This is a genomic window from Helcobacillus massiliensis (assembly GCF_033106145.1).
In the GTDB taxonomy this organism is placed as follows: Bacteria; Actinomycetota; Actinomycetes; order Actinomycetales; family Dermabacteraceae; genus Helcobacillus; species Helcobacillus massiliensis.
In genome coordinates, this window is sequence record NZ_CP136959.1 from 924,912 (window position 1) to 949,557 (window position 24,646).

At 69.8% G+C, this 24,646-nt stretch carries 21 protein-coding genes; 15 read left to right on the forward strand and 6 right to left on the reverse strand.

Annotation, left to right across the window (positions count from 1 at the left end; translation table 11 throughout):
- Positions 1-2: 2 nt before the first annotated feature.
- Positions 3-509, forward strand: a complete 507-nt coding sequence (locus R3I40_RS04290; protein ID WP_183374191.1) for a GNAT family N-acetyltransferase — start codon at positions 3-5, stop codon at positions 507-509.
- Between the two features lie 96 nt (positions 510-605).
- On the opposite strand, the gene R3I40_RS04295 is transcribed toward R3I40_RS04290, so the two are convergent.
- The gene (locus R3I40_RS04295; RefSeq protein ID WP_183374193.1) at positions 606-824 is read right to left on the reverse strand and encodes a DUF7455 domain-containing protein; all 219 of its coding nucleotides are present in this window, start codon (positions 822-824) and stop codon (positions 606-608) included.
- A 172-nt stretch (positions 825-996) separates the two neighbouring features.
- Here R3I40_RS04295 and R3I40_RS04300 point away from each other — a divergent pair, with 172 nt between their 5' ends.
- Genes R3I40_RS04300 through R3I40_RS04310 form a run of 3 tightly spaced genes read left to right on the forward strand, consistent with a single transcriptional unit; the run spans position 997 to position 4,834 of the window.
- Positions 997-3,135, forward strand: coding sequence for a DNA gyrase/topoisomerase IV subunit B (locus R3I40_RS04300; protein WP_285261563.1), 2,139 nt, complete (start codon positions 997-999; stop codon positions 3,133-3,135).
- Positions 3,132-3,917, forward strand: a complete 786-nt coding sequence (gene hisF / locus R3I40_RS04305; protein WP_259923116.1) for an imidazole glycerol phosphate synthase subunit HisF — start codon at positions 3,132-3,134, stop codon at positions 3,915-3,917. The genes R3I40_RS04300 and hisF overlap by 4 nt, the downstream gene beginning before the upstream one ends.
- Positions 3,914-4,834 (forward strand): metallophosphoesterase, encoded by a 921-nt coding sequence (locus R3I40_RS04310; RefSeq protein ID WP_259923114.1) that lies wholly within the window; start codon positions 3,914-3,916, stop codon positions 4,832-4,834. The genes hisF and R3I40_RS04310 overlap by 4 nt, the downstream gene beginning before the upstream one ends.
- Before the next feature lie 10 nt (positions 4,835-4,844).
- Here the strand turns inward: R3I40_RS04310 and R3I40_RS04315 are convergent, their stop codons facing one another.
- The gene (locus tag R3I40_RS04315; RefSeq protein ID WP_285261564.1) at positions 4,845-7,322 is read right to left on the reverse strand and encodes a DNA gyrase/topoisomerase IV subunit A; all 2,478 of its coding nucleotides are present in this window, start codon (positions 7,320-7,322) and stop codon (positions 4,845-4,847) included.
- Between the two features lie 69 nt (positions 7,323-7,391).
- Here R3I40_RS04315 and R3I40_RS04320 point away from each other — a divergent pair, with 69 nt between their 5' ends.
- Genes R3I40_RS04320 through R3I40_RS04330 form a run of 3 tightly spaced genes read left to right on the forward strand, consistent with a single transcriptional unit; the run spans position 7,392 to position 11,823 of the window.
- A complete protein-coding gene (locus R3I40_RS04320; protein ID WP_285261565.1) occupies positions 7,392-10,073 on the forward strand; it encodes a bifunctional acetate--CoA ligase family protein/GNAT family N-acetyltransferase in 2,682 nt (893 codons plus the stop codon).
- 44 nt (positions 10,074-10,117) lie between these two features.
- Positions 10,118-10,678, forward strand: a complete 561-nt coding sequence (locus R3I40_RS04325) for a DUF5998 family protein (RefSeq protein WP_183374204.1) — start codon at positions 10,118-10,120, stop codon at positions 10,676-10,678.
- Entirely contained in the window at positions 10,675-11,823 is a 1,149-nt protein-coding gene (locus R3I40_RS04330) for an alkaline phosphatase family protein (protein ID WP_317700116.1), read from the forward strand. Before R3I40_RS04325 ends, R3I40_RS04330 begins: the two co-directional genes overlap by 4 nt.
- Before the next feature lie 29 nt (positions 11,824-11,852).
- Here R3I40_RS04330 and sepH read toward each other — a convergent pair whose 3' ends face one another.
- Positions 11,853-13,256: a septation protein SepH gene (gene sepH, locus R3I40_RS04335; RefSeq protein ID WP_259923107.1), complete on the reverse strand. Its 1,404-nt coding sequence runs from the start codon at positions 13,254-13,256 to the stop codon at positions 11,853-11,855.
- A gap of 262 nt (positions 13,257-13,518) precedes the next feature.
- Here sepH and R3I40_RS04340 point away from each other — a divergent pair, with 262 nt between their 5' ends.
- Positions 13,519-13,821 carry a DUF4193 domain-containing protein gene (locus R3I40_RS04340; protein WP_183374210.1) on the forward strand — a complete coding sequence of 101 codons (303 nt, stop codon included), beginning with the start codon at positions 13,519-13,521 and terminating at the stop codon, positions 13,819-13,821.
- A gap of 113 nt (positions 13,822-13,934) precedes the next feature.
- Here R3I40_RS04340 and R3I40_RS04345 read toward each other — a convergent pair whose 3' ends face one another.
- Positions 13,935-14,390 carry a DUF3093 domain-containing protein gene (locus tag R3I40_RS04345; protein ID WP_183374212.1) on the reverse strand — a complete coding sequence of 152 codons (456 nt, stop codon included), beginning with the start codon at positions 14,388-14,390 and terminating at the stop codon, positions 13,935-13,937.
- A gap of 77 nt (positions 14,391-14,467) precedes the next feature.
- Between R3I40_RS04345 and dut the strand changes: the two genes are divergently transcribed.
- Genes dut through R3I40_RS04365 form a run of 4 tightly spaced genes read left to right on the forward strand, consistent with a single transcriptional unit; the run spans position 14,468 to position 16,774 of the window.
- Entirely contained in the window at positions 14,468-14,950 is a 483-nt protein-coding gene (gene dut, locus R3I40_RS04350; protein ID WP_259923104.1) for a dUTP diphosphatase, read from the forward strand.
- Positions 14,947-15,717 carry a DUF3710 domain-containing protein gene (locus tag R3I40_RS04355; protein ID WP_259923102.1) on the forward strand — a complete coding sequence of 257 codons (771 nt, stop codon included), beginning with the start codon at positions 14,947-14,949 and terminating at the stop codon, positions 15,715-15,717. Before dut ends, R3I40_RS04355 begins: the two co-directional genes overlap by 4 nt.
- Positions 15,717-16,079, forward strand: coding sequence for a single stranded DNA-binding domain-containing protein (locus R3I40_RS04360; protein ID WP_239374364.1), 363 nt, complete (start codon positions 15,717-15,719; stop codon positions 16,077-16,079). The genes R3I40_RS04355 and R3I40_RS04360 overlap by 1 nt, the downstream gene beginning before the upstream one ends.
- On the forward strand, positions 16,076-16,774 hold the full coding sequence (locus R3I40_RS04365) for a DUF3159 domain-containing protein (protein WP_285261566.1): 699 nt from the start codon (positions 16,076-16,078) through the stop codon (positions 16,772-16,774). The genes R3I40_RS04360 and R3I40_RS04365 overlap by 4 nt, the downstream gene beginning before the upstream one ends.
- On the opposite strand, the gene R3I40_RS04370 is transcribed toward R3I40_RS04365, so the two are convergent.
- Both R3I40_RS04370 and R3I40_RS04375 read right to left on the reverse strand, forming a co-directional pair.
- Positions 16,762-17,469, reverse strand: coding sequence for a potassium channel family protein (locus tag R3I40_RS04370; protein ID WP_183374220.1), 708 nt, complete (start codon positions 17,467-17,469; stop codon positions 16,762-16,764). The two genes, R3I40_RS04365 and R3I40_RS04370, sit on opposite strands and share 13 nt — an antisense overlap.
- Positions 17,466-18,143 carry a potassium channel family protein gene (locus R3I40_RS04375; RefSeq protein ID WP_239374362.1) on the reverse strand — a complete coding sequence of 226 codons (678 nt, stop codon included), beginning with the start codon at positions 18,141-18,143 and terminating at the stop codon, positions 17,466-17,468. Before R3I40_RS04375 ends, R3I40_RS04370 begins: the two co-directional genes overlap by 4 nt.
- A 118-nt stretch (positions 18,144-18,261) precedes the next feature.
- Between R3I40_RS04375 and R3I40_RS04380 the strand changes: the two genes are divergently transcribed.
- From R3I40_RS04380 to acnA, 3 genes are all read left to right on the forward strand, one after another.
- A complete protein-coding gene (locus R3I40_RS04380; protein WP_239374360.1) occupies positions 18,262-20,379 on the forward strand; it encodes an APC family permease in 2,118 nt (705 codons plus the stop codon).
- A complete protein-coding gene (locus tag R3I40_RS04385; RefSeq protein WP_183374226.1) occupies positions 20,376-21,677 on the forward strand; it encodes a class I SAM-dependent RNA methyltransferase in 1,302 nt (433 codons plus the stop codon). Before R3I40_RS04380 ends, R3I40_RS04385 begins: the two co-directional genes overlap by 4 nt.
- 68 nt (positions 21,678-21,745) lie before the next feature.
- Positions 21,746-24,529: an aconitate hydratase AcnA gene (gene acnA / locus R3I40_RS04390; RefSeq protein WP_285261567.1), complete on the forward strand. Its 2,784-nt coding sequence runs from the start codon at positions 21,746-21,748 to the stop codon at positions 24,527-24,529.
- Positions 24,530-24,646: the final 117 nt, after the last annotated feature.

Genomic DNA, 24,646 nt, shown 5'->3' on the forward strand with positions numbered 1-24,646 from the left:
CTGTGCGGGTCGTTGACCAGCGGCACCTGGAGTCGCACCGGCGGCTCCGCCGCGAGATGCTGGTCGACGCCCCCGACGAGTTCTGGGAGACCCTCGCCGAAGCCGACGCCCTCACCGACGCCGACTGGCGACGCGACATCGAACTGCGCACCTTCCTCCAAGCGCTCGATGAGACCGGCGCTGTCGTGGGGCAGGTCGGCGTGCTCGATGAGCCGTACACCGACGAGCACGACCTCCCTGCGGACGCGGTCAACATCGTCGGCATGTACGTGAGTCCCTCGGCGCGCGGCAGCGGCGTCAGCACCCGACTGATGCAGGCGGCGGCCGACCTCGCGCGCGACCGGGGACGGCCCGTGCTGATGCTCGACGTCTCCAGCGGCGCCGCTCGGGCGATCCGCTTCTACGAGCGGATGGGCTTCCAGCAGACCGGCGTCACCGAACCCCACCCGCGGCGCGACGACCTCGTCTGGGTGCAGTACCGCCTGGACCCCTCCGCACTCAGCGGCTGACAGCACGCGTCAGCGCGCACAGACAACGGCCCCTTCCGCTGCACGGAAGGGGCCGTTGTCACATCAGTGGCGCCGCCGACGGGGCAGCGCAACCGCTCAGTCCTCGATCGAGGGCGGTGCCGGGTCCAGGCGCTCGGTCTCGTCGATGACCTGGCTGCTGATCGGAGTCAGCGCCTCCGCATTGGCGCGGGAGTGGTGAGCGCAGAAGGTCAGCTCACCGCCGGCCTGCAGAACATACTTCACGAACGCCTGCGCACCGCAGCGGTCACAGCGGTCGGCCGCGCTCAGGACAGGTGCTTCAAGAGTCTGGTTCATACGGCCATTAGAACAAATGACCGGCCCCCGTGCACCGAAACAGTGGGGAGGTTCGCTCTGCGCGCAAACACCCCGGGTCGGACCCCGACACGAGGGCGGCATCCGTCGGCCCGCATCACATCCGCCGTGGCGCGCCCAGCCTCCAGCGGCGAACATCCCTAGAATCGAGACCATGGCCGCCACGAAGAACACGTCCGCATCCCGCTCCCGCGCCTCCTCCTATGACGCGCGGAACCTGCAGGTCCTCGAAGGACTCGAGGCAGTCCGGAAGCGACCCGGCATGTACATCGGGTCCACGGACTCCCGCGGCCTCACCCACTGCCTGTGGGAGATCCTCGACAACTCCGTGGACGAAGCGCTCGGCGGTCACGGCGACACCATCCGCGTGATCCTGCACGCCGACGGCTCCATCGAAGTGCGCGACACCGCCCGCGGCGTCCCCATCGACAAGGAGCCCCGCACCGGCCTCACCGGCGTCGAAGTGGTCTACACCAAGCTCCACGCCGGCGGAAAGTTCGGCGGCGGCTCCTACGCAGCCTCCGGCGGTCTGCACGGCGTCGGCGCCTCGGTCGTCAACGCCCTCTCCTCCCGCATGGAGGTCCAGGTGGACCGCGGCGGAAGGACCTACGCCATGAGCTTCTCCCGCGGCGTCCCCGGCACCTTCGCCGATGGGCACCCGTCGGACCCCGACCCGGCCGCCGAGTTCACCCCCGCGAAGGGCCCCGGTGTCCTCGATGAGATCGGGACGGTGAAGCGCGGCGTCACCGGCACCCGCGTCCGCTACTGGGCGGACCCGCAGATCTTCATCAAGGGCGCCCACGTGACGCTGGACGAGATCCAGCGCCGCGCCCGCCAGACCGCATTCCTCGTGCCCGGCCTCACCCTCACCGTGGCCGACCAGCGGCCCGAGCGCGCCCCCGAACAGCCCGAATCCACCACCTACCAGTACGACGGCGGGATCAGCGAGTTCGTCGACTACCTCGCGCAGGACGAGAAGATCACCGACATCATCCGCCTGTCCGGCTCCGGTGAGTACACCGAGACCGTCCCCGTCCTCGACTCCAAGGGCCAGATGGTGTCCAAGGACGTCAAGCGCGAATGCGCGGTCGACATCGCCCTGCGGTGGGGAACCGACTTCGACACCACTGTCCGCTCCTTCGTCAACATCGTCTCCACCCCCAAGGGCGGCACCCACATCCAGGGCTTCGAACTCGCCCTCACCCGCACCATCCGCTCCGCGGTCGAGGCGCAGGCACGCCGGGTGAAGTTCAACGCGAAGAAGGAGAAGATCGAGAAGGACGACGTCCTCGCCGGCATCACCGCCGTGGTCACCGTCCGTCTCGAAGAGCCCCAGTTCGAAGGCCAGACCAAGGAGATCCTCGGCACCCCCGCTGTGCGGCAGATCGTCGCGAAGGTCGTGGACCAGGAGCTCGGCGCCTTCCTCACCAGCACCAAGCGGGAGGAGAAGCAGCAGGCCGCCCTCGTGGTGGACAAAGTGGTCTCCGAGATGCGCGCCCGCGTGGCGGCTCGCATGCACAAGGAGGTCTCGCGCCGCAAGAACGCTCTGGAGTCCTCCACGATGCCGACCAAGCTCGCCGACTGCCGCTCCACCGACATCGAACGCTCCGAACTGTTCATCGTGGAGGGCGACTCCGCGCTCGGCACCGCGAAGAACGCCCGCGACTCCGAGTTCCAGGCCCTGCTGCCGATCCGCGGCAAGATCCTCAACGTGCAGAAGGCATCCATCACGGACATGCTGAAGAACGCCGAATGCGCCGCCATCATCCAGGTGATCGGCGCCGGCTCCGGCCGCACCTTCGATCTGGAGACCGCCCGCTACGGCAAGATCATCATGATGAGCGACGCCGACGTCGACGGCGCCCACATCCGAACCCTCCTGCTCACCCTGTTCCACCGCTACATGCGGCCCATGCTGGAAGCCGGCCGCATCTACGCCGCGGTGCCGCCGCTGCACCGGGTGGAGATCATCCACGGCGGAAAGAAGAAGAACGAACTGGTCTACACCTATTCCGAAGCGGAGCTCACGACCCTGCTGAAGAAGCTGGAACGCTCCAAGAAGCGGTACAAGGAGCCGATCCAGCGGTACAAGGGCCTCGGTGAGATGGACGCCGACCAGCTCGCGGACACCACCATGGATCCCTCCCAGCGTCTGCTGCGCCGCGTCACCATCTCCGATGCCGAAGCCGCCGACCGCGTGTTCGAACTGCTGATGGGCTCCGAAGTGGCGCCCCGCAAGCAGTTCATCGTGGAGGGCGCCGACGACCTCTCGATGGAGAGGATCGACGCATGAGCCTCGCGATCCGAGTCATCCCGTGCCTGGACGTCGACGCCGGCCGCGTGGTCAAGGGCGTGAACTTCCAGAACCTCCGCGACGCCGGCGACCCCGTTGAGCTCGCCGCCGAATACGCCGCGCAGGGCGCTGACGAGCTCACCTTCCTCGACATCACCGCCACCAGCAGCGGCCGTGACACCATGATGGAGACGGTGCGCCGCACCGCGGAGACGGTCTTCGTGCCGCTGACCGTCGGCGGCGGGGTCCGCTCCGTGGAGGACGTGGACCGTCTGCTGCGCGCCGGGGCGGACAAGGTCGGCGTCAACTCCGCCGGCATCACCCGACCCGACCTCATCAGTGAGATCACGGACCGCTTCGGATCCCAGGTGCTCGTGATGTCGATCGACGCCCGCCGCGTCACCGACGACACCCCCGACGGTCCCGCGCGCACCGGCTCCGGCTTCGAAGTCACCACCCACGGCGGCCGCCGCAGCACCGGCATCGATGCGATCGAATGGATCCACGAGGTCACCGAGCGGGGTGCGGGGGAGATCCTGCTGAACTCCATGGACGCCGACGGCACCCAGCACGGCTTCGATCTGGAGCTGATCCGCCTCGCGCGCAGCGCCACCACAGTCCCGGTCATCGCGTCCGGCGGTGCCGGCAGTGCCGAGCACTTCCCGCCCGCGGTGGAGGCGGGGGCCGATGCTGTCCTCGCCGCATCCGTCTTCCACTTCCGCCAGGTGGAGATCGCCGGTGTGAAGAGCGCGCTGGCTGCGGCCGGCCACGAGGTGCGATGAGCAGGCGCAACCGCCGACGCAGCTGCGTCTCCGTGGTCCTCGCAGGTCTGCTGGTGCTGGCCGTCGCCGTCACCGGCTGGTTCGTGTACGACAACACGGTCAGCCTGTCCACCACCCGCTTCGAGGTCACGTCCGCATCGAAGGACAGCCCCGTCCCTGCCGCGTTCGACGGGTTCACCATCGCGCAGGTGTCCGATCTGCACGCCTTCGAGCACGGCTCCGGCAACCGGAAGCTCATCGCCGAGGTGCAGAACGCCGATCCGGACATCATCGCGATCACCGGAGACCAGATCAGTGCCGACTCCACACCCGGCGAGGTGGAGCTCGCGGTGCAGACAGCGAAGGACCTCGCCGACGTGGCGCCCACCTATTTCATCACCGGCAACCACGAAGCCGGATATCCCCAGGTGGATGAGTTCCTGCAGCGCCTGGAGGACGCCGGCGTCATTGTTCTGCGCAATGACGTGCAGCGGATCGAACGGGACGGTGAGGCGATCGAGATCGCCGGCATCGACGACCCCAACATGGACTGGGGCACAGTCGCACAGCACCAGGACCACACGGTGGTGACGCGCAGCAACCTCGCGAAGCTGCAGACGTCCCCGGAGACGTTCACCGTGCTGCTGGCGCACCGTCCCGATGACTTCCCGGAGTACACGGCATCCACGGTCAGCGCGGAACTGGTGCTGTCCGGGCATCTGCACGGCGGTCTCATCCGTGTGCCCACGGCGCCGAAGCGCGATGACCAGACCGGTCTCGTCGGTCCCGGAGGGGAGGTGCTGCCGCCCTACACGGCGGGTATGCACACCTCCGGGGACACCGCGATGATCATCTCGCGCGGACTCGGCAACTCGGTGGCGCCGCTGCGACTGAACAACCCGTTCGAACTCGTCGTCGTCACACTGCGCGCCTCCTGAGAGTCCCCGCTCAGAGCGCAGTGCCCGGGCCCACCGCAGCGATCGGGATCGCGGTGGGGGAGCCGGAGCCGTCGCGCCGCGCGATCGGGGACGGCAGGTCGATCGGCGCACCGGCGTCACTGGACGCCATCGCCGGGGCGTTCACCACCCATCCCTTCAGCAGGACGTCCTCACCGCGCAGGAACCGGTGGCAGCGCATTCCCGCGGTGGCGCGGCCGCGCGCGGGGAAGTCAGCGGCGTCGGACACCTTCAGCGACCCGGTCTGGACGTCTGCGAGCGCACCGGAGGAGCCGGAGATCGTCACCACGGCGGCGTCCTTCGTGATGGTGAACGCACTGAACCCGATGACCTCCGCCCCGTCGGCCAGCCGGATGCCGGCGACCCCGCCGCCGGCGCGGCCCTGCGGCCGCACCCCCGAGGCGGGGAAGTGCAGCAGCTGGGCGTCGGAGGTGATGAACGCGAGGTGGACGTCCTGATCGTCCTCCATGTCCACAGCTGCGACGACCTCGTCGCCGTCCTTGAGGGAGATGATGTCGAACCCGTCGGACTTCGGGAACGCGGGGGAGACCCGCTTGACCACGCCGCCGCGGGTGCCGAGGGCGATTCCGCCGCCGCGCTGCGTGTCGTCCTCGTCCACGCGCACCAGGCCCACCACGCGTTCGCCCTTCTCCAGGGAGACCAGGTCGGTCAGGCGGGTGCCGCCGGCCATCGAGGTGGAGCCGGCCGACGGGGCCAGCGCGTGCAGCTCCACCACGTTGACGTGCAGCAGGCGGCCCGTGGAGGTGACGGCGCCGATGAGGGCGCGGGTGGTGGTGCGCACTCGCGCGACCACCACGTCATGCTGGGAGCGGGTGGCGCCGGCGGGTGTGGCGGCCGGGTCGTCGGTGTCGGTCGCGGGGATGCGGGCGATCAGGCCGGTTCCGGACAGGACCACCTGGCAGGGTTCGTCCTTCACCTCGAGGTCGAGGGACTTCGGATCCACCTGCGCGGCCTCCGAATCCAGCAGGATGGTGCGGCGCGCCGTCCCGTGCTCCTTCGCCACCTCAGCGAGCTCGCTGGACACCAGCTGGCGCAGCAGAGCATCGGAGCCGAGGATCTCCTTGAGGCGTTCGATCTCCCGCAGAAGCTCGTCCCGTTCGGACTCCAGCTCGATGCGGGAGAACTTCGTCAGGCGGCGCAGCCGCAGCTCCAGGATGTACTCCGCCTGGATCTCCGACAGGTCGAAGATCTGCATCAGGCGGGTGCGGGCCTCCTCGGAGGTGTCGGAGGAGCGGATGATCTGGATGACCTCGTCGATGTCGAGGATCGCGATCAGCAGGCCCTCCACCAGGTGGAGGCGGTCGCTGTGACGACCGAGGCGGAATTCGGTGCGCCGGCGCACCACGTCCAGACGGTGCGCGATGAACACCTCGAGCAGCTGCTGCAGGCCGAGGGTGCGCGGCTGGCCCTCCACAAGGGCCACGTTGTTGATGCCGAAGGACTCCTCCAGCGGCGTGTGCTTGTACAGCTGGGCGAGGACCGCCTCCGGGTTGTAACCGGACTTCAGCGCCAGCACCAGGCGCATGCCGTTCCTGCGGTCCGAGTAGTCCTGGTAGTCGGTGATGCCCTGCACGCGCTTGCGCTGCACCGCATCCCGCAGCTTCTCCGCGAGCCGCTCCGGGCCCACCTGGTACGGCAGTTCGGTCACCACGATCGCCTTGCGGCGACTGGTGATGTTCTCCACCGTGGTGGTGGCGCGCATGCGGAAGGAGCCTCGCCCGGTGCGGTACGCGTCCCGGATGCCGTCCAGGCCCACGATCTTCGCCCTCGTCGGCAGGTCGGGGCCGGGCACGAACCGCATCAGGTCCTCAAGGGTCGCATCCGGGTGCTCCAGCAGGTGGCGGGCCGCGGCGATGACCTCCACGAGGTTGTGCGGCGCCATGTTCGTCGCCATGCCGACTGCGATGCCGGCGGCGCCGTTGACCAGCAGGTTCGGGAACTGCGCGGGCAGCACCTCCGGCTGGGTGAGCTGGTTGTCGTAGTTGGGGACGGTGTCCACCACGTCCTCATGCAGGGACGAGGTCATCAGGAGGGCGGCGGGGGCGAGGCGCGCCTCCGTGTAGCGGGCGGCGGCCGGGCCGTTGTCGAGGGAGCCGAAGTTGCCGTGGCCGTCCACCAGCGGCAGGCGCATGGAGAAGTCCTGCGCCATGCGGACGAGGGCGTCGTAGATGGCGGAGTCGCCGTGCGGGTGGAGCTTGCCCATCACCTCGCCGACGACGCGCTGGCTCTTCACGTGCCCGCGGTCCGGCCGCAGCCCCATCTCATCCATCATGTAGAGGATGCGGCGCTGCACCGGCTTCAGACCGTCGCGCGCATCGGGCAGGGCGCGCGAGTAGATCACCGAGTACGCGTACTCGAGGAACGACGTCTCCATTTCACTGGTGACATCGATGTCCTGGATGTTCTCCTTGATCGGAGGCGGCGTCTTTTCAGAGCGTGTGCGGGCCATGGCCACCATTCAAGCAAACGCCGGGCCCGAATCACGGGAGCGCAGGCCCGGGCGGCGTAGGATCACATCATGGCCCTTGGACGTCTTCGCGGCTCAGCGCGCCGCCGACAGCCCGCCTATCCCGCTCACTGGGAGGCGGACATCCCCCTGCGCGACGGGTCCGCCGCCCATCTGCGCCCCATCACCCCGGGCGACGCGGATGCCCTGCAGACGTTCCACCGCGGCCAGTCCGAACGCTCGAGGTACTTCCGCTTCTTCGCTGCGAAGCCGGAGCTCAGTCCCTCCGATCTGGAGACGTTCACCCAGGTGGACAACGTCAACCGGGTGGCCTTCATCGTGGAGATCTCCGGGGCCCTGGTCGCGGTGGCCCGCTACGACCGGGTGGGGCCGACGGAGGCCGAAGTGGCGTTCAACGTGGCCGACTCCCTGCAGGGTCGGGGCCTCGGCTCCATCCTGCTAGAGCATCTGGCAGCGGCGGCGCTGGAGAACGGCATCACCACGTTCGTGGCGGAGGTGCTGCCGCAGAACAAGCAGATGCTGTCCGTCTTCGCCGATGCCGGCTTCGATGTCCGCCGCACCTATGACGACGGTGTCTTCCAGGTCGACTTCGCGATCACCCCCACCGCGCGCAGCGTCGAAGTGATCGCCGAACGGGAGCGACGCGCCGAGGCCCGTACCACGGAACGGCTGCTGCACCCCGCGTCCATCATGGTGGTGGGTGCGAGCCGTGAGCGGGACCGCATCGGTGCCCGCGTGATCCGCGCGATCCTCGACTCCGGCTTCGACGGTCCCGTCCACCCGGTGAACCCGGAGGCGTGGGAGATCGCCGGTCTGCGCGCCTACGCGCGGGTGCGGGACGTGCCCGGGCCCGTGGACCTCGCGGTGCTGGCGATCAGCCCCGAGAAGTGCATCCGCATCGTGCCGGACCTCGCCGCCGCAGGCGTGCAGGGCATCGTGGTGCTGTCCGGTGGCTTCGCCGACGCGGCGGAGCGCGGCCGCGAGCTGCAGCGGGAGCTGGTCGCCACGGTGCGCGCGCACGGGTTGCGCCTGCTCGGGCCCGCCACCCTCGGCTTCTTCCGCAACGGCGGAGAGAATCCCCTGAACGTGTCCCTGATCCCGCGCACCGGCCAGGCGGGTGCGGTGGCGCTCGCCGCCCAGTCCAGCGCCCTGTCCGCGATGGTGCTCGCCGCCGCGGACGAGCGGGGTGTGCGGCTGCACGAGTTCGTCTCAGCCGGCAACCGCGCCGACCTCTCCCTCAACGACACCCTCCAGCACTGGGAGGACGACGCCAGCGTCGACCTGATCGCAGTGGCGCTGGAATCCGTCGGCAACCCCCGCAAGTTCACCCGCATCGCCTCCCGCATCGCGCAGGTGAAGCCGCTGCTGGTGCTGCGCCCGCCCGGTGTGGACGACCAGGCCCCGCCCGGGCACCAGGTGCGCCCCTCCGCTCTGCCGCGCGCAGCGCTCGACCAGCTGCTGGAGGCCGCCGGCGTCATCCAGGCGAAGACCGTGGACCACCTCATGGACATGGTGGACGTGTTCGCCCGCGAAGGAACCGTGAACGGCACCCGCATCGGCCTGCTGTCCAACTCGCCGGGCCTCGGCGCGGCCCTGCGCGGCGCCGCCGAAGACCTGGGCCTCAGCATTGCGCACGAGAACCTGCGCGTCCCCGTCGGTGCGGACCGGCGCCTCATCCCGCGCGCCTTCACCTCGATGGCGGGGCCGGGTCACGCGGACATCATCGTGGTCGGCATCCTCGACCCCATGGTGGGGGACCTGCTGGAGGTGGCGCGGGAGATCGAAGTGCTCGCCCGCAACAGCGCAGTCCAGGTCGTCATGGTGGTGGTGGCGCCCGAGGAGCGGATGCGGCCCCTGCGGGAAGCGGCCGCTGAGTCCGCGTCGATGCCGCCGGTGTTCTCCATCCCCTCACGCGCCATGGGCGCCGTCTGGGGACTGGTGCGGTTCGCCCAGCGGCGCATCACCGTGCTGGACGGGGTCGACCGGGTGGACGGCACCGATGCGGCTGCTGCCCGCGCCGTCATCACCCGGCACCTCGGTGACGAGCCCGTCCGCCTCGATGCGGAGGACACCGCGGAGCTGCTCGGCGCTTACGGCATCCACGTGCTCCCGTCCGTGCATGCCACCGGTCCCGAAGAGGCGCGTGCCGCCGCGGACGAGATCGGCTACCCCGTCGCCCTGAAGCTCGCCGACGGGCCCCTGCGCCACCGCACCGACCTGGGCGGAGTCCGCCTCGACATCACCTCGCCGCAGCACCTCGATGCGGTGCTCGCCGACATGCGCCGAACCCTGCCCGCCGCCGCGGACTCCTTCATTGTGCAGGCGATGGCGCCCCCGGGCGTCTCCACCGTCCTGACGATGCGTGAGGACCCCTCACTGGGGCCGGTGCTGGCGTTCTCCATCGCGGGCGATGCCACCTCCCGGCTCGGCGACATCGCCTATGGCATCCCGCCGCTGACCCCCGAATCGGCGCTCGCCCTGATCCGTCGGCCCGCCGCCGCCGGCAAACTGTTCGAAACGATCGGCGGCCACCGGCCCGACACCCCCGCCCTGCAGGACCTGCTGGTGCGCGCCGCCGCTCTCATCCACCAGCACCCCTCGCTCGCGCAGGTGGAGCTGAACCCCGTCATGGTGGGCTCCGACGGCGTCAGCGTCATCGACGCCGCCGTCACCGTGCAGCGCACACCGAACCGACTGGACTCCCTGCGCCGCACCCTGCTGCCGAGCTCCTGAACCGGCTCTGCGGCCCCGGTGCAGCACGGCCTACACTGGAGGGCATGACTCTGCCTGCATCCCTGATCGACCAGATCGAGCGCGCCGGGTACTTCCCGCAGACCGCCCTCGCCGCCCTCGAACGCGCCGCCAGCAGGCACGAGGTCACCTCCTTCTTCGTGCACCCCGCCACCACGTTCGACGGCCCGCAGGTGCGCCGGCACCTCACGGTGCTGCTGCTGACGCCGCGTCACTTCATCGTGCTGCACCTCGATGACGAGTCCGAGGACACGCTCAACCCGAACCAGGTGATCGTCGGCACCGAACGGATCCGCCACGAACGCATCCACAACATGGGGCTCGCGCAGGCTTACAACACCAGCGGCGACGGCGTCGTCAGCGACTCGCAGGCGGAGATCACCATCGGCATCTCCTGGGGCGCGACCCGCCGCGTCGACCTGGAGCGCGCCTGGTGCGACGACCCGAACTGCGACGCCGACCACGGCTACACCGGCACGATCGGCCCCTCCGACCTCGCGCTGCGGGTGTCCGCGATCGTCGACGGCCCCGACGCGATCGACCGTGCCCTCGAATTCTTCGACGACCTCAACCTCGTCACCGCATGACCCGCCCGGACGGGCTGATCACCCCCGCCGGGTGGGGGAGAGACGGGGCCCTGCCGCCCGCTGCCGCTGCGATCCACAACGCCGTCACCGGTGACGACGGCGCCCGGACGGGCCTGGACCTCGTCATCCTCGTGGACGGCCTCGGCGCACAGCTGCTGGAGCAGCACCGAGCGCACACCCCGACCCTGCGCCGCCTCGCCCCGCACACCGACACGGTGCTGACCACCGCGCCCTCCACCACAGCCGCCGTGCTCGCCAGCATGCTGACGGGTCTCAGTCCTCTGCAGCACGGAGTGCTCGGCTACACCGTGTTCGCGGGAGCGCCCGGCACCGACGGCGGTGACCGGGCGATCTCGCAGCTGACGGGCGCGCCCGGAATCCTGCCCGAGCGATGGATGCCGCTGAAGAACCTCGGGCAGGCCGCGAAGCGGAGTGGCCGGTACGCCGGACAGGTGGGGCCGGCGCGGTACCGACGCAGCTTCCTCACCGAGGTGATGCAGCGCGGCTGGGAGTTCATCGAACTGAAGGGCTCCGGCCAGCGGCTCGCCGCCGTGAAGCGGGCACTGCGCCGCGCCCACGGCAACGGCGTGGTGTACGTGCACCTGGCGGAGGTCGACAAGGCCGGCCACAACGACGGCCCGGGATCACCGCGCTGGTTGCAGGCCCTGGAAGACGCCGACCAGGCCATCGGTGCGTTGCTGCGCGCCGCGGGCGATGACGTCCGCGTGACGATCACCGCCGACCACGGCATGGTGCCCGCGAACCGATCCCAGGTGCTGGACCTCGCCGAGATCGACGGCGTCGGCCCGGCGGTGCGGGCTGTGGCGGGGGAGCCCCGAGCCCTGACACTGCGCCTGCACGGCGATCAGGATCCCGACGTGGTCGCAGCACGGCTCCAGGACCGAGTGGCCGAGCGCGGCTGGGTGATGACCCGCGAGGAGCTGCTCACCTGTGGTCTGCTCGGGCCGGCGAGCACGGCAGCGCCGCACGCACTGGAACGGCTCGGCGACCTGCAGGTCTGGGCGAACGGGGCGACGCTGCTGACGCACAGCGGATTCGTCAGCAGCGCGGTCCTCGATCAGCGCGGAGTGCACGGGTCGCTCAGCTCTGCGGAGCTGGAGATCCCACTGATCCGACTGGGCTGACGGGGCCCAGCGGGCCGGTCGGGTGAGGCTCAGCGGTCCTTCGTGCCGAACACGATGTCATCCCAGCTCGGGATGGATGAGCGGCCGCGACGCCTCTTCTCCGGCTTCTTCTTCGGCTTCTCGAACCCAGGCAGCGGTTCGAGATCCTCCGTGCTCAGACCTTCGTCCTCGGACTCCTGGGAGTCCTCATCGGCGCCGGCGCTGCCGCTGTCATCGCTGCTGTGATCGTCACCGTCGTACTCGTCGCTGCTGCTGTGGCCGGAGCCCGAGTCGCCGTCCGGATCCTCCTGTGAGTCGGCATCCGCATGCTCGGAGCGGGCGGATTCCGCAGCGTACTCCGCGGCGGCGTCGTCATCAGCGGTGTGCGCCGGATGCACCGGGGTGGGCACGTCCGCGGAAGTGGCCGCGTCGCGCTGCGCGCGGGCGCGGTCGATATCGGAGTCCAGGTCATCGGGTGCGGTGATCGCGGACATGTCATCGGTCGGCATGGTGCCGAGGTCCTCACCGGTGTCACGGCTCGGCAGATCATCCGACTCCGTCAGCGACACCCACGGAGAGGACGCGGACGCGGAGCTCTCGGAGCCTCCCCCGGCCCCCGGGGTCGGAGCATCGGACTGAGCCTGCGGGACCGGGCGGACTCCGCGCTGCGCGTTGATGCGGTCCAGTTCCTCATCGGTGATGGGGCGGGGGCCCTGCTGACCCTGCGGGCGCGCCTGGCCGGCGGCGCCCTGCTGGGCCGACGGATGCTGACCGCGCACCGGGGCCGGGACGTCGGCCGCACCGCCGCGGCCGAGTCCGCGGTCTGCGGCCTCCACATCGAACACCTGGTTGCGGACAGCGCGCAGGCGCGTGCGCGGCTGGTCCTCGGCGATCGCCTCCTCCGAATCGGACAGCCAGCGCGCCTCGTCGTCCTCCGCATGCGCGATGCGGTTGGGAACATCGAGCTGCCACTGCGCGGTGCGCGCACGGGAGCCCGCGGAGAACTGCATCAGCAGGGTCCAGGTGCCGTCCGGGCGGCGCCACGCATCCCAGTTCGGCTCCTGCTCCACGCGCCGGGCATGCAGACGAGAGGTGACGACCTCGCCGAGCTTGTCGGAGGAGCCGCGGCCCAGGTGGAACTGCTGCGCCTGGCGGGCCATGTAGGAGCGTTCGGCGAGCACGGGGCCCTCGAACCGGCGGATGTCCTCGGCGGCCAGGCCCGACATCTCCGAGATCTCCTCCACGGTGTGACCGGAGCGGAGCATCGCCTGGATGTCCTTGGGCCGGACCGAGGACGCTTCGGTGGCCTGGATCAGGCCAAGGGCGGGGCGGTCGCGGCGCACAGCGGCGCGCAGCGCTTCATCGATGGTGAGCAGGTACGAAGCCCCGTCGGAATCGTTGAGGACGAGGTGCTCCCCGTCATCGTGGAGTCCGTGAAGAGTGAGCTCGCGCATCTGCTGTCCTTCCGTTGGCCGTGTGCCCCACGATCATACGGGTCGGCCCGCCCATCCTGTGCGGACAACACTCAGCCGCTTCGCCGCGACCGGGGTCGAAGGGCCCGCACGGAGGGCCGCGCCACACCCGAGAAGCCGCCGATCCGAACCATTTGCGCAGACCCTCCCCGGGTGCAATAATCCTTCGCGTTTACCCCAGATTCGCGTGAGCACCCGGTGGTCCCGCGCGAAGTTCAGCAGAGACCGTCGATGGGATCCACTCATGGCAACTGACTACGACGCCCCGTTCAAGAAGGATGAGGACTCCTCGGAGGACTCGATCGAGGAGCTCAAGGGCCGCCGAAACGACAACTCCTCCCCGGAGGTGGATGAGGACGAGGCCGAAGCGGCCGAGGGCTTCGAGCTTCCCGGTGCCGACCTCTCCAACGAGGAGCTCAGCGTCCTCGTGCTGCCCCGCCAGGCCGACGAGTTCACCTGCGGCTCCTGCTTCCTGGTGAAGCACCGCAGTCAGATCGACCACCTCGAGGGCAAGATGATCATCTGCAAGGAGTGCGCCGCCGCCTGAGCGCGCACCCTGCCCCTCCGGCGCACGGCACCGGATCAGACGACGGGCGGCCACCTACTTCGAGCATGTGCTCGGCGGTGGCCGCCCGTCGTCGTTCCCGGGGTGCCGCGCTCTCAGGCGCCCTGCCGCTGAGCGGCCAGGATTGCAGTGCGGCACTCCTCCGGACTGCGCAGCGAGAGGACCCATGCGGGGGCCGGGTCCTCCTCATCGAGGATCGGCACCTGCAGGCCGGTGCGGATCCAGCCGCGGGTGCAGCGGTAGGCGTCGGGCCGGATCTCCGGTCCCATCACGCGGCGCATCCGCTCGGCGTCGAGGACCTCCGGCTCACCCAGCAGGTCCGTGCTGATGTGCGCCGGGCCCGCGTGCAGAGCCTCCCGCGTCACCCGCACCACGGGGGAGGTGAGGATGAGGATCGCCGGCACACCGATCAGGCCGGCGATGCCGACGGCCAGACCCGCTGCAGTGGACAGCACGGTGAGGATCATCCCCAGCAGGGCACCGAACACAGCGCCCGCGATGAGTGGGACGGGGCCGGGGGAGAGGCGTTCGCGGAAGAGGTCATCGTTCATTCCTCCATCATCACCCACCACCGGGCCTGCACTGAAGTCGGAACGGAGAGGGGAGATCCAGGCGATAGGCTGGGCACATGTGTGCACCCGATGACCGAGCCAGTCTGCAGATCGCCGCGAGCGATCCCGCGCTCATGCCCAGCCGCGCCCACGCCGACGACGCGGGCCTCGACCTGCGCGCCGCTGACGCGGTCCGCCTGGAGCCCGGCGACCGCGCCCTCGTGGACACGGGCCTGAGGATCGCCCTGCCCACCGGCACGGTCGGCCTGGTGTGCCCCCGCAGCGGGATGGCGGCGAAGCACGGCATCACCGTGCTGAACGGCCCCGGCATCATCGACGCCGGCTACCGCGGCCCCCTCAAGGTCGCCCTGGTCAACACCGATCCGCGCGAGGCGTTCGAGATCCAGCGCGGCGACCGCATCGCCCAGCTGCTGGTCACCCCCATCATCATCCCGGAGATCCAGCAGGTGGACGCGCTCGGCGAGTCCGCCGGCCGCGGCGTCGGCGGCTTCGGATCATCCGGCGGCTTCGGCGCGCAAGGAAGCGAGGACACCAAGTGAAGCGACTCTTCTCCCGCAGGAAGAAGGACGAGACCGCTGCTGAGGCCAGTGACGCCTTCGTGCAGCCCGCGCAGGCCGACGGGGCCCCCGACCCCGCTGCGGCCGCTGAGGAGACGGCGACCGACGCGGGTACGGACGCGCCCGCGACCGAGCCGATGCCGGCGGGTCCGTTCGACATCGCCGACGCCCCCGAGGGCCAGGCCCGCATCGACTTCGGCGGCCTGCAGGTCCTGCCGATCGACGGCCTGCAGATCTCCGTGGACGCCGAACGCGAGACCCGTCGCCTCACCGGCCTCAACCTCGTCTACCGAGACACTCTGATCCAGCTGCAGGCATTCGCCGCGCCCCGCCGCGGTGGCCTCTGGGAGGACGTCCGCGGTCGTCTGCGCGCCTCGCTGACCGCCCAGGACGCCACCACGGAGACCCGTCAGGGCGAGTTCGGCACCGAACTGCACGCCCGCATCCCCGTGTCGTCGGAGAACTCCCAGGCCCGCACCTACCGCCCCATGCGGTTCATCGGCGTGGACGGCCCGCGGTGGATGCTGCGCGCCGTCGTCTCCGGTCAGGCGCTGCGCGATGATGAGATCCGCGAAGACGTCGAACGGATCATCCGCTCCACCGTGGTGGTCCGCGGCAGCGGACCGATGGCGCCCACCGAAGTCATTGAACTGTCGATGCCCGGCGCCACCACCGACACCACCGAGCGCAATCCCTACGCGGACGTCGCCCACATCCAGCCCGGGCCGGCGATCGCGGAGACCCGCTAGTGCTCAGGTGGCTCGAGCGGCTCCTGAACCCGTCGGCCCAGCAGCCGACGGGGCCCGCGGACGCCCCCTCCCGCCACCAGCGCATCGCCTCCATCCACGGGCGCGACAAAGTCCGCCTGCGCGGCGTGATCTCCTCCCTCGTGGTGCGGCCCGCGCACGCCACCCCCGCCGTGGAGGTGGAGCTGTTCGACGGCACCGGCGTCATCACCGTCTTCTGGCTGGGCCGCGAGAAGATCACCGGCATCGCACCCGGAGTGCGCCTGGAGGTCAGCGGATTCGCCGCCGTGCGCGGCGGCCTGCCCGTGATGTACAACCCGCGCTACAGCATCCTGGGCGCGGACGATGAGGAGCTCGAAACATGACCCCCGACAACGACCGGCCCGTCAGCGAGCGCGGCAGTGAGAAGGGCATGCGCGCTGCCTTCACCCAGGACGACTTCTCCGTCTCCGACGCCATCGGCGGGCCGCGCGGCATCCTGGAGTCCGTGCTGCCCACCCTCATCTTCGTGGTGCTGTACGTCATCACGCGCGACGTCACCGTACCCGCGGTGGCCGCCGTCACGGCCGTGATCGTGCTGCTGCTGGCGCGCCTCGTGCAGCGCCAGTCCGTCTCCACTGTCCTCGGCGGCGTGGTCGCGGTCGCCGCCAGCGCCGTCCTCGCCGTCCGCTCCGGTGACGGCTCCGACTTCTTCCTCATCGGCATCATCACCAACGCCGTCAGCTGCACGGTTCTCGTGGCGTCAGTGCTCGCCGGGTGGCCCCTCGTCGGCGTCCTCGCCGGGATGCTGGATCAGCGCATCGCCGACTGGCGCGAGCATCCGTCGGCCCGCTCCGTGTACCGCCGCGCCACACTGGTGCTGGCGGGCCTGTTCGCCGCGAAGGTGGCGGTGCAGGCGCCGCTGTACCTCACCGATCAGGTCGAGGCGCTCGGGGCGGCGAAGCTCGTGATGGGGCTGCCTGCGTTCGCGCTCGTGGTGTTCTTCATCTACCTGATGCACCGGGCGCTGCTGCAGCGGCTCGGCCGCGCGGAGCAGCCGCCCACCGATCAGTCGACCTGATCCTCCGGCACCACCGGCAGCGTCGCGGTGACGTGCTCCAGCGCCTCCGGCACAACGAGGGACTGCAGGTCATCCGTGGAGGCGCCGCCCTCGGAGAGGAACAGCAGCTGGTCGCGGGACTCCAGGCCGTCGCGCGGCTGCGGCGCCATCGGGCGGCCGCCGCGGATGATGCCGACCAGCACCGCGCCCGCCGGCCAGCTGATCGACGCAACCGTTCGGCCCACCAGCGGGGAGGTCTCCGGCACCGTCACCCCGACCATGTTCGTGGCGGTCTTCGCGAACGAGAAGAGGGTGACGATGCGGCCGACGCTCACCGCCTCCTCCACCATCGCCGTCATCAGGCGCGGGGTGGACACTGCGACGTCCACGCCCCACATGTCGTCGAACATCCATTCGTTGCGGGGATGGTTGACGCGGGCGACGGTCCGCGGCACCCCGAACTCCGTCTTCGACAGCAGCGACACCACGAGGTTGACCTTGTCATCGCCGGTGGCGGCGACCACCACGTCGGCGTCGGACACACCGGCCTGAGCGAGGGTGTCGAGCTCGGCGGCGTCGCCCTGCACCCACACGCCGTCGGTGAGATCCGCCTGGGGCTCGTCCTGGTCGATGAACACGACGGTGCGGTTCTCGTCAGCGACCTCGCGGGCGATCGAGCGGCCCACGCTGCCAGCTCCCACGATCACGATCTTCACAGCTTGTCCTCTTCGTCGATGTTCTTCGTGTGGGTCAGCATCGACTCCACCGCGTGCAGGCGCTCCGTCTCGATCAGCAGGTGCAGCAGGTCCCCGTCCTGCACGCGCATCCCCGCCTGCGGCAGCATGCCCTCACCGAGCCGCGTCACGAAACCGACGCGGACCGTGAGCATCCCCTCCAGCTCCGTGATCGGGGTGCCGACCCAAGAGGCGTCGAACCCGGAGGTGACCATGGTGACGGACCCGGTCACATCCTGGAACTCCAGCTGCGAGGAGCCCGGCAGGAGACGGTCCATCATCTGCCGGGTCGTCCAGCGGACCGTCGGGACGGTCGCAACGCCGAGGCGCTCATACACTTCGGCGCGGCGCGGGTCGTAGATGCGCGCCACGACGGTGCGCACGCCGTACAGCTGACGGGCAGAGCGTGCGGAGATGATGTTGGAGTTGTCGCCGCTGGAGACGGCGGCGAATCCCGCCGCTCGATCCGTGCCCGCCTCAGCGAGGACGCGGCGGTCGAAGCCGAGGCCGGTGACGGTGGTGCCCTCGAAGTCGTCGCGGAGCCGGCGGAACGCCTTCTCGTCCTTATCGATGATCGCCACGGAGTGCCCCATCGAGGACAGCTGCTGGGCCAGTGCGGCGCCCACGCGTCCGCAGCCCATGACGACGAAGTGCACGGTGGCCTCCTGAAGAGTGGGGTGCTCGGCTGTCGGCGGGGCTGTCCTCGTGGACGCCGCCGCCGACCCCGACCAGCCTAGTCGCAGATCCCGTGGCCAGCGCGCTAGAGTTTGACCCGTGCCAGGGATTTCCGGATCGCTCAAGCGCCTCGTGGTGGGGCGGCCGTTCTCCTCAGACCGGCTGTCGCGCGAGCGTCTGCCCAAAAGGCTCGCCCTGCCCACCTTCGCCGCTGACGCCCTCAGCGCCGTCGCGTACGCGCCCGACGAGATCCTGCTGACCCTCGCCGTCGGCGGCGTCACCACCTATGCGCTGAGCCCGTGGGTCGGGCTTGCGGTCGTCGCGCTGATGGCCGTGGTGATCATCACCCACCGCACGATCATCCATGAGTATCCGTCGGGCGGCGGCGACTTCGAAGTCGCCCAGAAGAACCTCGGACCCCGCGCCGGCCGCGTCGTCGGCGCTGCGCTCCTCGTGGACTATGTGCTCACCGTCGCGGTGTCCGTGGCGCAGGCGTCCACCTACGCGGCCTCCACCACCTCATTCCTGCACGGCTACGAAGTGCCGATCTCCCTGGCGGTGATCGCGGTGATCGCCGTGGTCAACCTGCGCGGCGTCCGCGACTCCAACGTGGTCCTCGCCGTCCCCGTCTACCTGTTCATGGCCGCGCTCGGCGTCCTCATGATCGCCGGCGCCTACGGGACCATCACCGGCACCCTCGGACAGGCTCCCAGCGCCGGGCTCGACCTCGTGGTCACCGACCCGGTCGAGGAGGGGCTGACCGCGCTCGGCGGCGTGTTCCTCATCCTTCGCGCCTTCACGTCCGGCTGCGCCGCCCTCACCGGCGTGGAAGCCGTGTCCAACGGCGTGCCGTCCCTGCAGCCGCCCAAGTCGCACAACGCCAGCATCGTGCTCGTCATGGTGGGCATCGCCGCCTCCGTCCTCATCATGGGCGTGATCTGGCTTGCGGGCGCCACCGGCGTGAAGTACGTGGAGAACCCGGCCGAGCAGCTCGCCCGCAGCGGTGAGCCGGTGGGGGAGGCGTACCACCAGGTGCCCGTGATCGGACAGATCGCACAGGCTGTCTTCGGCGGCACCGGAGTGCTGTTCGCCCTCGTCATCCTCGCCACCGTGCTGGTGCTGTGCATGGCGGCGAACACGGCGTTCAACGGCTTCCCGATCCTCACCAGCATCCTCGCCCGCTCCCGGTACCTGCCGCGGCAGTTCGCCGTCCGCGGCGACCGCCTCGCCTACTCCAACGGCATCATCGCGCTGGCCGCGGCCTCCGGGGTGCTCGTGTGGGCGACCGGTGCCGAAGTGACGCTGCTGATCCAGATGTACATCGTGGGCGTGTTCGTGTCCTTCGCGTTCGGGCAGGCGGGCATGGTCCGTCACTTCAATGCGCGCCTGCGGGTCGAGGCGCAGTCCGCCCGCCGGCAGCGGCTGCGCCTCGGCCGCCTGATCAACCAGATCGGTTTCGTCATCGTGGCGACCGTGCTCGCGGTCGTCGTGATCACGAAGTTCGCCGAGGGCGCCTGGGTGGCGCTGCTGCTGATGGCGGTCCTTCTGCTGCTGATGACCGGCATCTCCCACCACTACGAGGACGTCCGCTCGCAGCTGGAGCTGCCGCAGACGGCCGCTGACTCGGACGCGGCGGCCCCCGTCGGCATCCAGGACGCCGCCGGCGACTCCGCCGGGGAGCGCACCTCCTCCAGTGCCGACCAGGACTCCGACTCCGGCTTCAGCTGGCAGCGCCGCGCCCTCTCCTCCCGTGCGGTGGTGCTGGTGACAGCGCTGAACCGGCCCGCGATTCGGGCCCTCGACGTCGCCGCCGCATCCCGCCACATGGAGGTGGAGGCGCTGACGGTGAAGAACGACGAGGCCCGCACTCGTCAGCTCATCGACCGGTGGCGCGACCTCGACATCCCGATGTCCCTGCGGATCGTGTACTCGCCGTACCGCGAATTCTCCGGTCCGATCCTCGCGTACGTCTCATCCCTTACCAGGCGACACCCGGATGATGTTGTGGTCGTCTACATTCCGGAGTACCTCGTGGGACACTGGTGGGAGGCACTGCTGCACAACCACGCGATGAACCGTCTCAAGCACCAGCTGACGATGCTGCCCCGCGTGGTCATCGCAACCGTGCCGTGGCAGCTCACATCAGCGCGCGAGCGGTCGAGGTTCTTCCGCGACCATCTTCAGCGCGCCCGAACCAGGAGAGGGCGCAGACCATGACGGACGCCAGTGCGACCGAGGGACGCATCATCACGGTCACCACGTCGAAAGCGGCGAACGGGGGCACCTTCGTGGCCCGGCATGAGGGCCGCGTGGTCTTCGTCCGCGGCGCCGCACCCGGGGAGACCGTCGCCGCCCGTGTTCTTCCGGAGGACGACCGCGACAGCGCCCGCTTCTGGCGCGCCGAAGTCATCGAGGTCATCGACCCGTCCCCGGACCGCGTGGAGTCGATCTGGCCCGAAGCCGGCACCGGCGGACTCGGCGGTGCCGACTTCGCCCACATCGCCCTGAACGCACAGCGCCGCATCAAGACCGACATCCTGCAGGAGCTGCTCACGCACGCGCGTCTGAGCACGATCGACATCGCCGATGTCTCCGTGGAGCCGGCCCCCGGAGACTTCGACGGACTCGGTTGGCGCAGCCGAGTCCGGTTCTCCGCCGACGGCGGCCGCATCGGCATGCGCGGCTGGCGGTCCCACACGGTCCACGGCGTGGGGGACAACCCGCTCGCCGCGGAGCCGATCGCCCAGATGCACCTGTCGGACATCACCGTGCCGGAGTGCGTCGGTGCGATCGACGCGGTGGCCCCGTCGGCCTCCGGACCCCTTCTCGTGATCCGGTCGCACCAGCCGCTCACCCTGGAGGACCTGGCGCTGCCGAGGCGCCTGGACGATGTGGACGTCGCCGTGGTGACGCGCCGCGGCAGCGACGTGCTGCGCGGCAGTGAGCGGGTCCGTGAACGGGTCGGCGAGGACGAGTTCGAGCTGTACGGCGGCGGCTTCTGGCAGATCCACCGCTCCGCCCCGCGGGTTCTGACCACCGTGGTCTCCCGCATGCTCGGCGCCCAGGAGGGGGAGACGGTCTGGGACCTGTACGGCGGCGCCGGTCTGCTCAGCGTCGGTGCGGCCCGCGCCGTGGGGGAGAGCGGCTCCCTCGTGTCCGTGGAGGGATCGGCGCGCGCGAGCCGTGACGCCGAAGGCAATCTGTCCGCCTTCCCCCAGGCGTCGGTCGTCGCCGCGGATGTCACCGATTTCGCGGCCCGCGCCGACACGGGCGCCGATCGGATCATCATGGACCCGCCGCGCGCCGGTGTCGGGGAGAAGACGATCCGCCGCCTGCTGGAGCTGACGAGGCAGCGGGCCGTGTACGTGTCCTGCGAGCCCTCCACCCTCGCCCGTGATCTGCGCGCCGCCGAACAGGCGGGCTGGCGCATCATCGACTTCCGCGCCTTCGATCTGTTCCCGCACACTCACCACCTCGAATCTGTGGTGACGCTGGAACCGGCGACGGCCGGGTGAGGCTTCGCACACGGCGGAGCCTCGTGATAGATTTATCTTGAGATCAAGATATCTGTGAGGAGATGCCCGTGAGCACCGTCAATTCCTTCGACGCCAAGACCTCGCTCAAGGTCGGCGACACCGACTACGAGATCTACGACCTCGGCAAGGTGGAGGGCGCCAGCCGCCTCCCGTACTCGCTGAAGATCCTGCTGGAGAATCTTCTGCGCACCGAGGACGGCGCTGACATCACCGCTGACCACGTCCGCGCCCTCGCCGAATGGGACCCGAAGGCGGACCCGTCCACCGAGATCCAGTTCACCCCCGCCCGCGTTATCATGCAGGACTTCACCGGCGTGCCCTGCGTGGTGGACCTCGCCACCATGCGCGAGGCCATGGAGGACCTCGGCGGCGACGCCTCCAAGATCAACCCCCTCGCACCGGCCGAAATGGTCATCGACCACTCCGTCATGATCGACGTGGCCGGCCGCCTCGACGCCCTCGAGAAGAACATGGAGCTCGAGTACGGCCGCAACCGTGAGCGCTACCAGTTCCTCCGCTGGGGCCAGAACGCCTTCCAGGACTTCAAGGTCGTGCCCCCGGGCACCGGCATCGTCCACCAGGTCAACATCGAGTACCTCGCCCGCACCGTCATGACCCGCGAGGTCGACGGCGTCCTGCGCGCCTACCCGGACTCCTGCGTCGGCACCGACTCCCACACCACGATGGTCAACGGCCTGGGCGTGCTCGGCTGGGGCGTGGGCGGCATCGAGGCGGAGGCGGCGATGCTCGGCCAGCCCGTGTCCATGCTGATCCCGCGCGTGGTCGGCTTCAAGCTCACCGGCGAGATCCCGCCGGCCGCCACCGCGACCGACGTCGTCCTCACCATCACCGAGATGCTCCGCAAGCACGGTGTGGTCGGCAAGTTCGTGGAGTTCTACGGCGAGGGCGTGGGCCAGGTGCCGCTCGCCAACCGCGCCACCATCGGCAACATGAGCCCCGAGTTCGGCTCCACCTGCGCCATCTTCCCGATCGACTCCGTCACCACCGACTACCTCCGCCTCACCGGCCGCTCCGAGGAGCAGGTGGAGCTGGTGGAGAAGTACGCGAAGGCCCAGGGACTGTGGCACGACCCCGCGAACGAGGTCGAGTACTCCGAGTACCTCGAGCTGGACCTGTCCACCGTGGTGCCGTCCATCGCCGGCCCGAAGCGCCCGCAGGACCGCATCGTGCTGTCCGAGGCGAAGAAGGGCTTCCGCGAGGTGCTGCCCGCCTACGCCCGTGACGCCGCTGCCGGTGACGACACCGTCGCCGTGGACGAGGGCGACGGCTCCTTCCCCGCCTCCGACCCCGCGAACGAGGGTCACGAGGAGGACAAGCCGGCCCGCGAGAAGGTCGCCGGCCGCGCCTCCAACCCGACCCCGGTGAAGGGCCACGACTTCGAGATCGACCACGGCATCGTGTCGATCGCGTCGATCACCTCCTGCACCAACACCTCGAACCCGTCGGTGATGATGGCCGCGGGCATCCTGGCGAAGAACGCCGCTGAGAAGGGCCTGGAGGTGAAGCCGTGGGTCAAGACGTCCATGGCTCCCGGCTCTCAGGTGGTCACCGGCTATTACGAGAAGGCGGGCCTCTGGCCGTACCTCGAACAGCTGGGCTTCCACCTGGTGGGCTACGGCTGCACCACCTGCATCGGCAACTCGGGCCCGCTCGCCCCGGAGATCAGCGAGGCCATCGCCGAAGGCGACCTCGCCGTCACCTCCGTGCTGTCCGGCAACCGCAACTTCGAGGGCCGCATCAACCCGGACGTGAAGATGAACTACCTCGCGTCCCCGCCGCTCGTGATCGCCTACGCACTCGCCGGCACCATGGACTTCGACTTCGATGTTGATCCGCTGGGCCAGGACAAGGACGGCAACGACGTGTTCCTCAAGGACATCTGGCCGAACCCCGCCGAGGTGGAGAAGGTCATCGGCGAGTCCATCACCCGCGAGATGTACCAGAACGACTACGCCGACGTGTTCCAGGGCGATGAGCGCTGGCGCTCCTTGGAGACTCCGGAGGGCGACACCTTCGCCTGGGACGAGGACTCCACCTACGTGCGCAAGCCTCCGTACTTCGAGGGCATGGGTGCTCAGCCGGAGCAGCTCACCGACATCTCCGGTGCTCGCGTCCTGGTGAAGGTCGGCGATTCGACCACCACCGACCACATCTCGCCCGCCGGCTCCATCAAGGCGGATTCGCCCGCCGGCGTGTACCTGAAGGAGCACGGCGTTGACCGCAAGGACTTCAACTCCTACGGGTCCCGCCGCGGCAACCACGAGGTGATGATCCGCGGCACGTTCGCGAACATCCGCCTGCGCAACCAGCTTCTGGACGATGTGGAGGGCGGCTACACGAAGAACTTCCTCACCGGGGAGCAGTCCTTCATCTACGACGCTGCGCAGGACTACGCCGCCAAGGACATCCCGCTGGTGGTCATCGCCGGCAAGGAGTACGGCACCGGCTCCTCCCGCGACTGGGCTGCGAAGGGCACCAAGCTGCTCGGCGTGCAGGTCGTCATCGCGGAGTCCTACGAGCGCATCCACCGCTCGAACCTCATCGGCATGGGCGTGCTGCCGCTGCAGTTCCCGGAGGGGCAGACCCCGGACTCGCTCGGCCTGACCGGCGAGGAGACCTTCTCCTTCACCGGCATCGAGGCGCTGAACGACGGACCGATCCCGTCGACCGTGCACGTCACGGCCGAGCGCGAGGGCGGCGAGACGGTCGAGTTCGACGCGGTGGTCCGCATTGACACCCCGGGCGAGGCGTCCTACTTCCGCAACGGCGGCATCCTGCCGTACGTGCTGCGCCAGCTCGCGGCGAAGTGATGGCTCCGGCCTGACCCGCGCAGCGGCCCCGTTCCCCTCCATCGATGGGGGAGCGGGGCCGCTGCCCTGTGAAGGGCGGCGCGGCGTGTGCACACGCCGTTCTCACACTTGTGATCA

What these genes read in the sequence shown, in the direction of transcription:
- R3I40_RS04295 (WP_183374193.1), bottom strand. Translation starts at nt 824, where the DNA reads ATGAACCAGACTCTTGAAGCACCTGTCCTGAGCGCGGCCGACCGCTGT.
- R3I40_RS04300 (WP_285261563.1), top strand. Translation starts at nt 997, where the DNA reads ATGGCCGCCACGAAGAACACGTCCGCATCCCGCTCCCGCGCCTCCTCC.
- hisF (WP_259923116.1), top strand. Translation starts at nt 3,132, where the DNA reads ATGAGCCTCGCGATCCGAGTCATCCCGTGCCTGGACGTCGACGCCGGC.
- R3I40_RS04310 (WP_259923114.1), top strand. Translation starts at nt 3,914, where the DNA reads ATGAGCAGGCGCAACCGCCGACGCAGCTGCGTCTCCGTGGTCCTCGCA.
- R3I40_RS04315 (WP_285261564.1), bottom strand. Translation starts at nt 7,322, where the DNA reads ATGGCCCGCACACGCTCTGAAAAGACGCCGCCTCCGATCAAGGAGAAC.
- R3I40_RS04320 (WP_285261565.1), top strand. Translation starts at nt 7,392, where the DNA reads ATGGCCCTTGGACGTCTTCGCGGCTCAGCGCGCCGCCGACAGCCCGCC.
- R3I40_RS04325 (WP_183374204.1), top strand. Translation starts at nt 10,118, where the DNA reads ATGACTCTGCCTGCATCCCTGATCGACCAGATCGAGCGCGCCGGGTAC.
- R3I40_RS04330 (WP_317700116.1), top strand. Translation starts at nt 10,675, where the DNA reads ATGACCCGCCCGGACGGGCTGATCACCCCCGCCGGGTGGGGGAGAGAC.
- sepH (WP_259923107.1), bottom strand. Translation starts at nt 13,256, where the DNA reads ATGCGCGAGCTCACTCTTCACGGACTCCACGATGACGGGGAGCACCTC.
- R3I40_RS04340 (WP_183374210.1), top strand. Translation starts at nt 13,519, where the DNA reads ATGGCAACTGACTACGACGCCCCGTTCAAGAAGGATGAGGACTCCTCG.
- R3I40_RS04345 (WP_183374212.1), bottom strand. Translation starts at nt 14,390, where the DNA reads ATGAACGATGACCTCTTCCGCGAACGCCTCTCCCCCGGCCCCGTCCCA.
- dut (WP_259923104.1), top strand. Translation starts at nt 14,468, where the DNA reads ATGTGTGCACCCGATGACCGAGCCAGTCTGCAGATCGCCGCGAGCGAT.
- R3I40_RS04365 (WP_285261566.1), top strand. Translation starts at nt 16,076, where the DNA reads ATGACCCCCGACAACGACCGGCCCGTCAGCGAGCGCGGCAGTGAGAAG.
- R3I40_RS04385 (WP_183374226.1), top strand. Translation starts at nt 20,376, where the DNA reads ATGACGGACGCCAGTGCGACCGAGGGACGCATCATCACGGTCACCACG.